The following is a 14,549-nucleotide window of genomic DNA, read 5'->3' as shown; positions in this document are numbered from 1 at the left end:
CGATGGAGACACAGGGAAGAGCTCCCGCCATCAAGATTCAAGCGGTATTTTCTTGCAGGGCACCGCTGCCCCACGGCGGCATCTACGCCCTGAGGCTTGAAGCATCCGCGTGGAGATCAAAGACCAGCGCGCGCAGCCATTGGTTCGCAGGGTCCTTGTGAAATTTCGCGTGCCAGAACATGTTGATGGCTATTTTTGGCAGCTTGACCGGGTGAGGAAGGTACTGGAGCTGGAAAGGTTCGGCCATGCGCTCGGCCAGCCTTTCCGGTACGGTGGCGATGAGATCGGTGGACTGCAAGATATGCCCCACCGCGACAAAGTGGGGTACTTTGAGTTTCACCTGCCTCTGGGGTGCATGGTTGTCCAGTATCTCGTCCACCTGCCCATGGCCGGTGCCCGCAGACACGATGGCCACATGGTCCGCGCTGAAGAAATCCTGCAACCGGATTTTTTTCTGATCCAGCCGGTGGCCTTTGCGAAACATGCAGACGTAGTTCTGCTCGAAAAGCCGGCGTTGAAAAAACCCCGCCTTCAACTGCGGTAGCAGGCCCATCGCCAGATCCACATGGCCGGCCTCCATGGCGTCCTTCAGGTTGGTGGCGGCATTGCGCACGGTGCTGATGGCCACGAACGGCGCGACCTCCTGAATTCGCTGCATCAATTGCGGCAGAAAGTAGATCTCCCCGATATCCGTCATCCCCACAGTGAAACTGCGTTTGCTGGTGCCTGGATCAAATGAATTTCTGGCGTTCACAGCCCCGTGAATCATGCCAAGTGCATACCCCACCGATTCCGCCAGCTGGTCCGCAAACGGGGTGGGCTGCATCCCGCTCGCGGTGCGGGTGAAAAGCTCGTCGTCAAACAGTTTGCGCAGCCGCGAAAGGGCATTGCTCACGGCTGGCTGCCCAAGACCAAGGTTCTCCGCCACTTTGGAGACCTTGCGTTCGGTGAGGAGCTGATTGAAGACCACCAACAGATTCAGGTCAATGTCTTTGAGCTCCATCGGGGTCTCCTTGAATATTGATTTGAGTGATATTAAACATTCACACCATCGCGTTGACTGATTTTCTCGCGAGTCTGATCATCGGACCCTGCGATTCCTGCTACAGGAAACGATGCCGAAAAGAACATCAGAGACAACGCACGATGGAAATCCACGTACGCCCACTAGAGCGCACTTTCAATGTCGCAGCCGGCGCCAATCTGCTGGACGCCTTGCGCGAAAACGACGTGCCGGTTTCGTACAGCTGCATGGCGGGAAGGTGCGGAACTTGCCGTTGCAAGATCGTCACGGGGAACGTGCTGGAGTCGGGGCGCGAGGTGCAGCAACCTCTGGCCGCGCAAGATTCGTACGTCCTGGCGTGCCAGACCTTCTTGACGGAGCCCTGCACCGTGGAGATTGCCGAGCCTGATGAAGTGGTCGTGCATGCGGCGCGGATCATCAAGGCCACCGTTGTGGCCATTGAAGACACCACCCATGACATCAAGCGACTGCTTCTCAAGCCAGCGAAGGCCTTGGATTTTTCGCCGGGCCAGTATGCGCAATTGCAATTCACACCGACCCACGCGCGACCCTATTCCATGGCCGGCACGACCAGCGACGAAACGCTGGAGTTCCATCTGAGGCTGATTCCGCAAGGCCGTGTCACCGCCTATGTCGCGAACGAACTTCGCGTAGGGGACTCGGTTCGAGTGAGCGGCCCACTGGGCTCTGCGTACCTTCGGCGCAAACACACCGGGCCGATGTTGTGTGTAGCGGGCGGCACGGGGCTGGCACCGATCCTGTCCGTTGTTCGCGGTGCCGTTGCCGCAGGCATGGGCAATCCCATCCATCTGTACTTCGGGGTCCGATCTGAGCGCGACATCTATGGCCGTGAATGGCTGGAAGCGCTGCAACGTCAACACCCGAACCTCAAGGTGCAGATTGTGGTCGCGTCTGGCCAGGCACAGGGTTTCCGCACAGGCCTGGTGACCGACGCCATCGCCAAGGACTGGCCCAGCCTGGCGGGCTTTCGCGCGTACCTCTGCGGCGCACCGCCCATGGTCGAAGCCACGTCCCTGCTGGTGCGGCAAATGGGTGTTTTTCCCGGACAGGTCTACGCGGATGCTTTCTATGCCAGCGGCACGTAAACCTGGTTCCTCGCACTGATTTCAGGAGCAACCCATGAACACCACCCTGTCTGCCGATGTTGCAACAAGCCAGCAGCGCAAAAGCTATTACGACCGCATCGCCGAAGAAAGCATGACCCCTTTGTGGGAAGTGCTGGGAGCACTGGTGCCGCCACAGCCCCGATCTCCTGCGGTGGCGCACGCCTGGTCCTATGCCCAGGTCCGCGCCAAGGTGCTGGAGGCTGGTTCGTTGATCAGCGCAGCAGAGGCGGAACGCCGCGTGCTGATTCTGGAGAACCCCGCATTGCGAGGCCAGTCCAGCATCACGCAGGCACTGTATGGAGGTCTTCAACTCATCCTGCCTGGCGAGGTTGCACCGGCCCATCGCCACACCCAGTCCGCCCTGCGCCTGGTGTTGGACGGTGCTGGCGCCTACACCGCTGTGGATGGAGAACGCACAACGATGCGGCGTGGTGACTTCATCATCACGCCCGCCTGGACATGGCATGACCATGGCAACCTGGGCACTGAACCCGTGGTTTGGCTCGATGGGCTGGACATCCCGATCGTGCGCTTTCTGGACGCAGGTTTTGCTGAAAAAAGCGATAGCGAATACCAGACGGCCACCCGCCCGGAAGGGGACGCATTGGCCCGGTATGGCTCCAACATGCTCCCGGTGGACTTCCAGCAGCAACCATCCGACCCGACCAAGGTCTTTGTATACCCCTGGGAGCGCACCCTGTCCACGCTGCATGCCCTGAAGGCTGGCAGTCCAGACCCTCATTTCGGCCACAAGCAGCGCTATGTGAACCCGGCTACAGGACGTTCGCCCATGCCAACGATGGCCGCTTTCGCGCAACTGATTCCCGCAGGCTTCGAGACCCAGCCGTATCGCTGCACGGATGGAACGGTGTACGTCTGCCTCTCCGGTTCGGCAGAAGCCCACATCGAAGGACAAACCTTTCGCCTGGAGGAAAACGACGTGCTGGTGGTCCCCTCGTGGCATTCCCAGCAGTTCTGCGCACTCACTGAGGCGGTGCTGTTCAGCTACTCCGATCGTCCCGTGCAACAGGCACTTGGCCTGTGGCGCGAGCAGCGATCCTGAAGTCCTGCCATTTCCCACTTTGCCTCGAAAGACTCACCCCATGTCCTTCGCCATAGCTCCCGCCGCTGTTCCTTCGTTGTCCATTCAAGGGCAGCCTGAGCGATTTCCGGTCCACCGGATTTTCTGCGTGGGCCGCAACTACGCAGCGCATGCCCGTGAGATGGGCAAGGACCCTGACCGCGACCCCCCTTTCTTCTTCATGAAGCCTGCCAATGCCGCGGTCGATGCCTCGACGCCCACAACCATCCCCTATCCACCCAAGACGACTAACTTTCACCATGAGATTGAACTCGTCGTGGCGATCGGCAAGGGCGGGCGTGACATTGCACAAGACCGGGCATACGAACACGTCTTTGGGTACGCCGTGGGTCTGGACATGACGCGCCGCGACCTCCAACTGGAAGCCCGTGACAAAGGGCGTCCATGGGAGTTTGGCAAGTCGTTTTCTCAGTCTGCACCGATCGGCGCGATCACTCCAGCCACATCCCACGAACCAGTCTCTCACGGTGCCATCCGCGTCAGCGTCAATGGTGCGGCACGGCAGTCCTCGGATGTCGGTCTCTTGATCTGGTCTGTCGAGGAGTGCATCGCCTATCTGTCCCAGTACGAAGCCCTGGAGCCCGGAGACTTGATCATGACGGGCACTCCCGAGGGCGTGAACGCCGTGGCGCGGGGAGATGTGATGCATGGGGAAATCGATGGCCTGTCGGCCATCACCGTCACTGTCGAAGCCTGAGAAAAAGCAGCGAAGGAGATAGCGATGAGCTCACCGGCAAATGAAGTCTTCCCCGCCCAGATGCGATGGGAAACCGAGGGAAGCAGCCGAATTCCCTTCATGGCCTACACCGGCGGCGAACTGCACAAGAAGGAGCTGGAACGCTTTTTCTACCAGCGGCATTGGAACTACGTTGGGCTGGAGGCCGAAGTTCCGAATGTGGGCGACTTCAAGCGCACGGTGGTGGGAGAACGTTCCGTCATCATGGTGCGCGACGCGGGTGGCATCCACGTGGTCGAGAACGTATGCGCCCATCGTGGAATGCAGTTTTGCCGCGAGCGCCATGGCAACAAGAAAGATTTTGTGTGCCCTTATCACCAGTGGAGCTATACGCTGCAGGGGGATCTTCAGGGGGTGCCGTTTCGCCGTGGCGTCAAGCAGGACGGAAAGGTCAACGGCGGCATGCCCGCTGATTTCCAGCCAGCGGACCACGGCCTGAACAAGCTCAAAGTGGCGACCCGCGGTGGCGTCGTGTTTGCCAGCTTCGACCATGACATCGAGTCCCTCGAAGACTTCCTGGGACCAGAGATTCTTTCGTACTTTGACCGGATCTTCAACGGCCGGCAATTGAAAATTCTCGGCTACAACCGCCAGCGCATTCCAGGCAACTGGAAACTCATGCAGGAGAACATCAAGGACCCCTACCACCCTGGTTTGCTGCACACCTGGTTTGTGACCTTTGGCCTCTGGCGGGCGGACAACAAAAGTGAGTTGAAGATGGATGCGCGCCATCGGCATGCCGCCATGATCTCGACGCGGGGGCAGGCTGGAAAAGCCGACCAGGTCACCCAGGTGTCCAGCTTCAAGGAAAGCATGCAGCTGCACGATCCCCGATTTCTCGACATCGTGCCAGAGCCCTGGTGGGGTGGCCCCACCGCCGTCATGATGACGGTGTTTCCCAGCGTCATCCTTCAGCAGCAGGTCAACAGCGTCTCCACCCGGCACATCCAGCCGGATGGCCACGGCGCCTTCGACTTTGTGTGGACGCACTTCGGCTTTGAGGATGACACCGAAGAGATGACGCAGCGCCGTCTGCGACAGGCCAACTTGTTCGGCCCTGCCGGGTTCGTCTCCGCAGACGACGGGGAAGTGATCGAATTTTCCCAGCAAGGCTTTGAAAGCAAGCCGTACCACCGCACCTTGGCGGAGTTGGGGGGAAAGACCGTGGAAAACACCGACCACATGGTGACCGAAACGCTGATCCGCGGAATGTATGCGTACTGGCGTGAAGTGATGGAGGCCTGACCATGAGCGCCGCCCCCCACATTCACTTTGATGACTACCTGGCCATATCGCGCCTGTATGCAGAGTACGCACTGGCTGTGGACTCTGGCGACTGGGATTTGTGGCCCGAGTTTTTCACGGACGACTGCATCTACAAGCTGGTGCCCCGCGAGAACCACGAGCGCGGATTTCCATTGGCAACGCTCCTGTTTGAAAGCAAGGGGATGCTCAAGGACCGTGTGTACGGCATCCGGGAAACCCTGTTCCATGACCCCTACTACCAACGCCATGTGGTGGGCGCGCCTGTGGTCCTCGTAGCCAGTGAAAACCGCTTCGAGGCAGAGGCGAACTACGCAGTGTTTCGCACCAAGCTCTCGCGCGAATCGACAGTGTTCAACGTGGGGCGGTATCTCGACGTGATCGAACGCACCCCTGCAGGGCTCAAGTTTGCAATGCGCATTTGCGTGTACGACAGCGAAATGATCCCGAACTCCATCATCTATCCCATCTGAACCGCCATGAACGAATCATCCTGGATTGACGCCGCCAGCGAGGCCGAAGTACCCGAAGACGATGTCATCGGATTGCAGGTGGGTGAGCGCAGCATTGCCCTGTACAAGGTTGCCGGAAGTGTTTTTGCGACCGACAACATCTGCACGCACGGGCATGCGCGTCTTTGCGATGGCTTTCTGGACGGCCATGAAATCGAGTGCCCCCTGCACCAGGGGAAGTTTGATGTCCGCGATGGCCAGCCCACCTGTGCTCCGGTCACGGCCCCGCTGACGTGCTACCCGGTGCGCATTGATGGGGGCCGTGTGTTCCTTCAGGTGGGCATTTCATCCACCTGAAAGAAGCATTCATCGCAGATAGGCTGGCAGTGGGCAACCTGCGCCGCAGGATGCCTCAGGCCACATCACCCCACCCACTTGCGCGCATTGCGCCAGATGCGCATCCAGGCGCTGTACTGCGATGCGTCTTCGCTGGTCCAGCTCATCTGCACATTGCGGAACACGCGCTCGGGGTGCGGCATCATGGCGGTGAAGCGGCCGTCGGCCGTGGTCACGGCCGTGAGGCCACCCGTGCTGCCGTTGGGGTTGAACGGGTACTGCTCGGTGGCGCGGCCGTGGTTGTCCACATAGCGCATGGCGGCAATGGCCTTGTCGGCATTGCCCCGGTACTTGAAGTTGGCATAACCCTCGCCATGCGCCACGGCAATCGGCAGGCGGCTGCCGGCCATGCCTTGCAGGAACAGGCTGGGTGATTCCAGCACTTCCACCAGCGACAGGCGGGCCTCGAAGCGCTCGCTCTGGTTGGTGGTGAAGCGTGGCCAGTCTTGCGCGCCGGGGATGATGTCCGCCAGCTCGGCAAACATCTGGCAGCCGTTGCACACGCCCAGGCCGAAGGTGTCGGCACGGCCGAAGAAGCCCTGGAACTGAGCGGCCAGCACCGGGTTGAAGGTGATGGAACGCGCCCAGCCAATGCCCGCACCCAGCGTGTCGCCATAGCTGAAGCCACCACAGGCGACCACGCCCTTGAAGTCTTCAAGCTTCACGCGGCCAGTCTGCAGGTCGGTCATGTGCACGTCGTAGGCCTCAAAGCCTGCTTCCGTGAACGTGTAGGCCATCTCAATGTGCGAGTTCACGCCCTGCTCGCGCAGGATGGCAACCTTGGGACGGGACAGATTCAAGTACGGCGCCGCCACGTTGTCGGTGGCGTCGAACGTGAGGTGCACATGCAGGCCCGGGTCAGTGGGCTCGCCCGCTGCGGCGTGCTCGGCATCGGCATTGGCGGGGTTGTCGCGCTGCTGGCAGATCTTCCAGCTCACGGCATCCCACACCTGGTGCAAATCGGCCAACGGGGCGCTGAACACGGACTTGGCATCGCGCCAGACCTGCAGCTCGCCCTTGCCAGCATCGATCTCGGACGACGCAGGGCGCGTCTTGCCCACAAAGTGGCTGAACTTGGACAGGCCGTGCTCGCGCAACACCTGCATCACGTCGTTGCGCTCGGCCGTGCGCACCTGCAGCACCACGCCCAGCTCTTCATTGAACAGAGCCTTGAGCGTGAGTTCTTCACGGCGGGCACTGACCTGCTGCGCCCAGTTCTTGGCGTCACCGGTTTCCATGCGGCTGTCGCTGATGCCGTCGCCCTCAGTCACCAGCATGTCCACGTTGAGCGCCACGCCCACGTGGCCTGCAAACGCCATTTCTGCCGCTGCAGCCAACAGGCCGCCGTCGCTGCGGTCGTGGTAAGCCAGGATCTGGCCCTTGGCGCGCAGCGCGTTCACGGCGTTGACGAGATTGACCAGATCTTTCGGGTCGTCCACATCGGGCACCACGTCGCCGCTTTGCTCCAGCGTCTGGCCCAGGATGCTGCCACCCATGCGGTTCTGGCCCTTGCCCAGGTCGATCAACACCAGCGTGGTGTCTGCCTCGGTGGCATTGAGCTGGGGGGTGAGCGTGCCACGCACGTCGGACAGCGAGGCGAACGCGCTCACGATCAGGCTGACGGGTGATGTGACCTTTTTCTTGTCCGAACCTTCGTTCCACTGCGTGCGCATGGACAGGCTGTCCTTGCCCACGGGGATGCTGATGCCAAGGGCCGGGCACAGCTCCATGCCCACGGCCTTCACGGTTTCGTACAGCGCGGCGTCTTCGCCGGGCTCGCCACAGGCGGCCATCCAGTTGGCGCTGAGCTTCACGCGGGGCAGTTCAATCGGGGCGGCCAACAAGTTGGTCAGCGCCTCGGCCACGGCCATGCGGCCCGAGGCGGGGGCGTTGATGGCGGCCAGCGGGGTGCGCTCGCCCATGCTCATCGCCTCACCGGCAAAGCCTTTGTAGTCGGCCAAAGTCACGGCGCAATCGGCCACGGGCACTTGCCAGGGGCCGACCATCTGGTCGCGGTGGCTCAGGCCACCCACGGTGCGGTCGCCGATGGTGATGAGGAAGCGCTTGGACGCCACCGTGGGGTGGGCCAGCACGTCGATCACGGCCTTTTGCAGCGGCACGCCGGTCAAGTCCATCGGTGCGAATTCGCGCACTACGGTCTTTACGTCGCGGTGCATCTTGGGCGGCTTGCCCAGCAGCACGTTCATGGGCATGTCCACGGGCAGCTTCTGGTCGTCGGCCGTCGCGGCCGGGTCGTGCAGCACCAGCTGGCGCTCTTCCGTGGCCGTGCCGATCACGGCAAACGGGCAGCGTTCGCGCTCGCAGAAGGCCTGAAACAGGGGCAACGACTCGGGCGCGATGGCCAGCACATAACGCTCTTGCGACTCGTTGCTCCAGATTTCCTTGGACGCCATGCCCGACTCTTCAAGCTGCACGGCACGCAGATCGAAGCGTGCGCCACGGCCTGCATCGTTGGTCAGCTCTGGGAAGGCGTTCGAGAGGCCGCCCGCGCCCACGTCGTGGATGGCAAGGATGGGGTTGTCGGTACCCTGCGCCCAGCAATGGTTGATGACCTCTTGCGCGCGGCGCTCGATCTCGGGGTTCCCACGCTGCACCGAGTCAAAGTCCAGCTCGGCCGCGTTGGTGCCCGTGGCCATGGAGCTGGCGGCGCTGCCGCCCATGCCGATGCGCATGCCCGGGCCGCCCAACTGGATCAGCAACGAGCCCGCAGGAAACTCGATTTTCTTCGTCAGCTCGGCATCGATCACGCCCACGCCGCCCGCGATCATGATGGGCTTGTGGTAGCCGCGCTGCACACCAGCGACTTCCTGCTCGTATTCGCGGAAGTAGCCATTCAGGTTGGGGCGGCCAAATTCGTTGTTGAACGCCGCGCCACCCAGGGGGCCCTCGACCATGATCTGCAGCGGGCTGGCAATGTGCTCGGGCTTGCCCACGGTGGAGCCCCAAAGCTTGGAGACGGTGAAGCCCGTGAGGCCCGCCTTGGGCTTGGAGCCCCGGCCGGTGGCGCCTTCGTCGCGGATCTCGCCGCCCGCGCCGGTGGACGCACCGGGGAATGGCGAGATCGCTGTGGGGTGGTTGTGGGTTTCCACCTTCATCAGCACGTGCTGGGTGACGCTACTTTTTTGATAGCTATTGGCGCTTGATGGATAAGCGCTAGATGCCATTTTTGCCACAAAACGCTCGACCTGATGGCCTTCCATGACCGAAGCGTTGTCCGAATACGCGATCACCGTGTGCTGGGGCGCCAGCTGGTGCGTGTTGCGAATCATGCCGAACAGGCTCTTGTCCTGCGCCACGCCGTCGATGGTGAACTCGGCGTTGAAGATTTTGTGGCGGCAGTGTTCGCTGTTGGCCTGGGCGAACATCATCAGTTCCACATCGGTGGGGTTGCGCTTGAGGCCCGTGAAGGCGGCCACGAGGTAGTCGATTTCATCGTCGGCCAGTGCCAGGCCAAAGCGGGTGTTGGCGGCTTCCAGCGCCTTCCTACCTTGTTCGGGGCCACCGGTCAGCACATCCACATGCTCCATGGGTGCGGGCTGCAGTTCGGTGAGCAGCGCTGCGGCTGCGCTGCGGTCGGCCACCACCGATTCGGTCATGCGGTCGTGCAGCAAGGCGGCCACCTGGGCCCATTGCTCGGCGGTCAGCTCGGGCGTCTTGCCCAGCAGGCCGGATTTGAGGCTGACCCGGTATTCAGTGATGCGCTCCACGCGGCGGATGGCGATGCCACAGTTGCGCGCAATGTCGGTGGCCTTGGAGGCCCAGGGCGACAGCGTGCCCAGGCGGGGCGTGACGATAAGGACTGCCCCATCTTCGGGACCTGCGTACGGGTCGCCATAGGTCAGCAGCGCGGCCAGGCGTTCTTGCTCCGCCGGTGTTGGGGCCGAATCGGTTGCCACCAAGTGCACAAAACGTGCCGCAATACCACTGATCTTGGGGTGAATGGCCTCCAGGGCAGGTTGAAGTTGCTGGGCGCGGAAGGTGCTGAGGGCGTTGCCGCCCGCCAGCGTGGTCATTTGCAAGGTCACGGTAGCGGCCTGTTGGGGGTGTGAGGGGTAGACAGAGACCCGGCCCAGCAGCTTGCAGCCAGGACCGGAGCCGGCCATTTTACCGGGCCAGGCCGTGCCGCCTGCACGGCGCGGGGGCCAATGGGATAATCAAGGCATGAGCATCACCATCAAAAGCGCAGAGGACATCGCCGGCATGCGCATTGCGTGCCGCCTGGCCTCCGAAGTGCTGGACTACATCGCCCCCCACATCAAGCCCGGTATCACCACCAAGGAAATCGACCGCCTGGGCGCCGAATGCATGGCCCAGCAGGGCACCATCTCGGCCACCGTGGGCTATCAACCGCCGGGTTATCCGCCCTATCCGGCCTCGCTGTGCACCTCGGTCAACCATGTGGTGTGCCACGGCATCCCCAACGACAAGCCGCTCAAGAAAGGCGACATCGTCAACGTGGATGTGACGGTCATCACCAAGGACGGCTGGTATGGCGACAACAGCCGCATGTACCTGATTGGCGAATGCTCGATCGCCGCCAAGCGGCTGTCGGCCATCACGTTCGATGCCATGTGGCATGGCATCGTGCAGGTCAAGCCAGGTGCCCACCTGGGCGACATCGGCCACGCGATCCAGAAGTTTGCCGAAGGCCAGGGCTTTTCCATCGTGCGCGAGTTCTGCGGCCACGGCATTGGCAAGAAATTCCACGAAGAACCCCAGGTGCTGCACTACGGCCGCCCCGGCACTCTCGAAGAGCTGGTGCCCGGCATGGTCTTCACCATTGAGCCCATGATCAACGCCGGCCGCCGCGAGGTCAAGGAATTCAGCAACGATGGCTGGACCATCGTGACCAAGGACCACAGCCTGTCTGCCCAGTGGGAGCACACGGTGCTGGTCACCGAGACGGGCTATGAAGTGATGACGCTGTCGGCCGGCTCCCCCCAGCTGCCGGCGTTTGTGACCGCGACCAAGACCTGACCCGCGCGCCGGATGGCCCATCGCCAGCCGGCGCGTACAACTCTTGCATGGTTTTTTGCATGGCCCTTTTTCAGCGCGACCCTCAACGACCATGACCAAAATCCATGCCCTGCCTGAAGTGCATGCCCTGCGGGACGCCTACCGCAACGACAAAGCCGCCCTGCTGGCTGCCATGAAGGCCACGGGAGCGTCCACGCGCGGCATCCGTGTATTGCTGCGCAAGCTCTCCACACTGGCCGGCCACCTGCTGCAAACCCTGTGGCAGCGCGCCGAGCTGCCAGCCGACATGGCGCTGGTGGCGGTGGGTGGGTTCGGGCGCGACCAGCTCTTTCCCTATTCGGATGTCGATGTGCTGCTGCTGATGCCCGACGGTGCAGCGCCCGACGCGGGCAGCGCACTGCGCACCCAGCTCGAAGGCTTCATAGGCAGTTGCTGGGATGCGGGGCTGGAGATTGGCTCCAGCGTGCGCACGGTGGCCGAATGCCTGGCCGAAAGTGCGGGCGATGTCACCGTGCAGACTTCCCTGCTCGAATCGCGCCTGGTGTGCGGCAATGCAGCGTTGTTCGAGGAGTTCCAGCGGCAGTACCGCGCGCAGATGGACCCGCAGGCCTTCCTGGTGGCCAAGACGCTGGAGATGCGCCAGCGCCACAACAAGTACGAGAACACACCCTACTCGCTGGAGCCCAACTGCAAGGAGTCGCCCGGCGGGCTGCGCGACCTGCAGATGATCCTGTGGGTGTCCCAGGCTGCGGGCCTGGGCCGCAACTGGAAGGAACTGGCCGCCAGCGGCATGGCCACGGCCTTCGAAGTGCGCCAGATCGAACGCAACGAGGCGGTGCTGTGCCTCATCCGCGCGCGCCTGCATGCAGCCGCTGGGCGGCACGAGGATCGTCTGGTGTTCGACCTGCAGACCGCCGTGGCCGAATCGTTCGGCTACCGCTCGCAGGCGCCCGACGGATCACGCCTGCCCATGCGGGCGAGCGAGAGCCTGATGCGGCGCTACTACTGGGCGGCCAAGGCCGTGTCGCAGCTCAGCCAGATCCTGTTGCTCAACATCGAGGAGCGGCTGAACCCCTCCACGCACGAGCCACGCCCCATCAACGAGCGGTTTTTCGAAAAGGCCGGGCTCATCGAGGTGGCCAGCGACGACCTCTACACGCGTGACCCACACGCCATCCTCGAAACCTTTTTGCTCTACCAGACCACGGTGGGCCTCAAGGACCTGTCGGCCCGCACCCTGCGCGCGCTGTACAACGCGCGTGGCGTGATGGACGGGGCGTTTCGCCGCGACCCGGCCAACCGTGCGGCCTTCATGCGCATCCTCCAGCAACCGTCGGGCATCACGCATGCCATGCGGTTGATGAACCAGACCTCGGTGCTGGGGCGCTACCTGTGGGCGTTTCGCGGCATCGTCGGGCAGATGCAGCACGACCTGTTCCACGTGTACACGGTGGACCAGCACATCCTGATGGTGTTGCGCAATGTGCGGCGGTTCTTCATGGCCGAGCATGCGCACGAATACCCCTTCTGCTCGCAGCTGGCCGCCGGGTGGGACAAGCCGTGGATTCTGTACATCGCCGCACTCTTTCATGACATCGGCAAAGGCCGTGGAGGCGACCACTCGCAGATCGGCGCCGTGGAGGTGCGGCACTTCTGCCGCCAGCACGGCGTGGACCGCGAGGACGCCAAGCTCATTGAGTTCCTGGTCAGCGAACACCTCTCGATGAGCCGCATCGCCCAGAAGGAAGACCTGAGCGACCCTGATGTGATTGCCGCCTTTGCACAGCGCGTGGGCAACGAGCGTTACCTCACCGCGTTGTACCTGCTCACGGTGGCCGACATCCGCGGCACCAGCCCCAAGGTCTGGAACGCCTGGAAGGGCAAGCTGCTGGAAGACCTGTACCGCTCCACCTTGCGCACCTTGGGCGGCCGAGCACCCGACGCTGCCGCCGAGATCGAGGCGCGCAAGCGCGAGGCGCTGGTGCTGCTGGCCCTGAGCGCCCTGCCCTTCGAGGCGCACAAGGCGCTGTGGGCCACGTTGGATGTGAGCTACTTCATGCGCCATGAAGCGGCCGACATCGCCTGGCACACGCGCCACCTTTCGCGCCATGTCGGCACAGCAAAACCTGTGGTGCGTGCGCGCCAGTCCCTCGCGGGCGACGGCTTGCAGGTCATGGTGTATGCGGCCGACCAGGCCGACCTGTTCGCACGCATCTGCGGCTATTTCGACCGTGCGGGCTTCTCCATCCTGGACGCGCGTGTGCACACCGCGAACAACGGCTACGCGCTCGACACTTTCCAGGTGGTGGCGTCCTCCCAGCCCGGGCACTACCGGGAGCTGACGCACATGGTCGAAAGCGATCTGGTGCGTGTGATCGAGGCCGGTGGTCCGTTGCCAGAACCCGCACGCAAGCGGGTCTCGCGGCGGGTCAAGAGTTTTCCGGTGGCACCCCGCGTCACGCTGCGCCCCGACGAGAAAGCGCAGCGCTGGCTGCTGGCCATCTCGGCCAGCGACCGGGCGGGCCTGCTCTACCTGGTGGCCCGCATCCTGGCGCAGCACCACCTGAGCGTGCAGCTGGCCAAGGTCAGTACCCTGGGGGAGCGGGTGGAAGACACGTTCCTGATCCAGGGCCCCGAGCTGCAGAACAACGCCCGCCAGATCCAGATCGAAACCGAGCTCCTGCGCGAGTTGTCCGACTGACCGGCGCGGACAATCAGTCCAGCGGCTGGCCTGCACACCCGCGATGCATTTGTGCGCAATATTGCTATATTTTTAATAGCAAAAAATCGATAATGAATAAGCGGTAGAGGCATCTACAGCCATATTTCCGAGCCACCGCGAGCTCGGGTATGAGCTTGCTTTGCGCGTGTCATCGGCCTATAAGAGAACCGTGAATGTGGCGCATCCAAGGCGCCCACAGTGTCCGCCCTGCCGCGTTGCGCCACCGCAGCCCAGGTGGGCACCCAGCGCCCTTCGAGGCTGCCTGCGCAGCCCCAAGGAGCCAGCATGTACAAGCACATCCTGATGCCCTCCGACGGCACAGCCCTGTCGGAAGCAACCATCCTGCGTGGCATGCGTTTTGCCCGCGAGGCCCATGCGAAAGTCACCGGTTTCTACGCGTTGCCCGAGTTCCATTCGCTGGCCTACCACGCAGAGATGCTGGAACACACGCGCAAAAGCCAGGAGGACCAGGCCCGCGCCCGCGCCGAAGTGGTGCTGGATTACATCCGGGAGACAGCGGCACAGTACGGCGTGCCCTGCGACACCGTGACCAGCATCAGCGACCACCCGTACGAAGCCATCATTGACGCTGCACACGCCCAGGGGTGTGACCTGATCCTGATGGCATCGCATGGCCGCCGGGGGCTTCAGGGCCTCCTGCTGGGCAGCGAGACGCTGAAAGTCCTGACCCACAGCAAGATCCCGGTGCTAGTGCACAGGTGATGGAGA

Annotated in this window: 11 protein-coding genes; 9 read left to right on the top strand and 2 right to left on the bottom strand. The window is 62.7% G+C overall.

Annotated elements, in window-relative coordinates; translation table 11 throughout:
* Positions 1–82 precede the first annotated feature (82 nt).
* Positions 83–1,003 (bottom strand): LysR family transcriptional regulator, encoded by a 921-nt coding sequence (locus IB243_RS00995; RefSeq protein WP_192424385.1) that lies wholly within the window; start codon positions 1,001–1,003, stop codon positions 83–85.
* Between the two features lie 143 nt (positions 1,004–1,146).
* Between IB243_RS00995 and IB243_RS00990 the strand changes: the two genes are divergently transcribed.
* The 6 genes from IB243_RS00990 to IB243_RS00965 are packed head-to-tail and all read left to right on the top strand — an operon-like array spanning position 1,147 to position 6,061.
* Complete coding sequence (locus IB243_RS00990; protein WP_192425307.1) at positions 1,147–2,130, top strand: 2Fe-2S iron-sulfur cluster-binding protein; 984 nt, start codon at positions 1,147–1,149, stop codon at positions 2,128–2,130.
* A gap of 34 nt (positions 2,131–2,164) precedes the next feature.
* Positions 2,165–3,214, top strand: coding sequence for a gentisate 1,2-dioxygenase (gtdA, locus tag IB243_RS00985; protein ID WP_192424383.1), 1,050 nt, complete (start codon positions 2,165–2,167; stop codon positions 3,212–3,214).
* Between the two features lie 40 nt (positions 3,215–3,254).
* Complete coding sequence (locus IB243_RS00980) at positions 3,255–3,950, top strand: fumarylacetoacetate hydrolase family protein (RefSeq protein ID WP_192424381.1); 696 nt, start codon at positions 3,255–3,257, stop codon at positions 3,948–3,950.
* A 24-nt stretch (positions 3,951–3,974) separates the two neighbouring features.
* The gene (locus IB243_RS00975; protein WP_192424379.1) at positions 3,975–5,234 is read left to right on the top strand and encodes an aromatic ring-hydroxylating dioxygenase subunit alpha; all 1,260 of its coding nucleotides are present in this window, start codon (positions 3,975–3,977) and stop codon (positions 5,232–5,234) included.
* 2 nt (positions 5,235–5,236) lie between these two features.
* Positions 5,237–5,725, top strand: a complete 489-nt coding sequence (locus IB243_RS00970) for an aromatic-ring-hydroxylating dioxygenase subunit beta (protein WP_192424378.1) — start codon at positions 5,237–5,239, stop codon at positions 5,723–5,725.
* A gap of 6 nt (positions 5,726–5,731) precedes the next feature.
* Positions 5,732–6,061 carry a non-heme iron oxygenase ferredoxin subunit gene (locus IB243_RS00965; protein ID WP_010461129.1) on the top strand — a complete coding sequence of 110 codons (330 nt, stop codon included), beginning with the start codon at positions 5,732–5,734 and terminating at the stop codon, positions 6,059–6,061.
* 65 nt (positions 6,062–6,126) lie between these two features.
* Here IB243_RS00965 and purL read toward each other — a convergent pair whose 3' ends face one another.
* On the bottom strand, positions 6,127–10,146 hold the full coding sequence (gene purL, locus IB243_RS00960) for a phosphoribosylformylglycinamidine synthase (protein WP_192424376.1): 4,020 nt from the start codon (positions 10,144–10,146) through the stop codon (positions 6,127–6,129).
* 136 nt (positions 10,147–10,282) lie between these two features.
* Here purL and map point away from each other — a divergent pair, with 136 nt between their 5' ends.
* The 3 genes from map (at position 10,283) to IB243_RS00945 (ending at position 14,543) form a co-directional block, all read left to right on the top strand.
* Complete coding sequence (gene map / locus IB243_RS00955) at positions 10,283–11,098, top strand: type I methionyl aminopeptidase (protein ID WP_192424374.1); 816 nt, start codon at positions 10,283–10,285, stop codon at positions 11,096–11,098.
* A 91-nt stretch (positions 11,099–11,189) separates the two neighbouring features.
* Entirely contained in the window at positions 11,190–13,799 is a 2,610-nt protein-coding gene (locus IB243_RS00950; protein WP_057272748.1) for a [protein-PII] uridylyltransferase, read from the top strand.
* A 306-nt stretch (positions 13,800–14,105) separates the two neighbouring features.
* Complete coding sequence (locus tag IB243_RS00945) at positions 14,106–14,543, top strand: universal stress protein (RefSeq protein WP_192424372.1); 438 nt, start codon at positions 14,106–14,108, stop codon at positions 14,541–14,543.
* Positions 14,544–14,549 lie beyond the last annotated feature (6 nt).

This window comes from Acidovorax sp. ACV01, from assembly GCF_014851495.1.
GTDB classification, from domain to species: Bacteria; Pseudomonadota; Gammaproteobacteria; order Burkholderiales; family Burkholderiaceae_C; genus Acidovorax; species Acidovorax radicis.
Note: the sequence above shows the minus strand (reverse complement) of the source record. Positions and strands in the feature narration are given on the sequence as shown.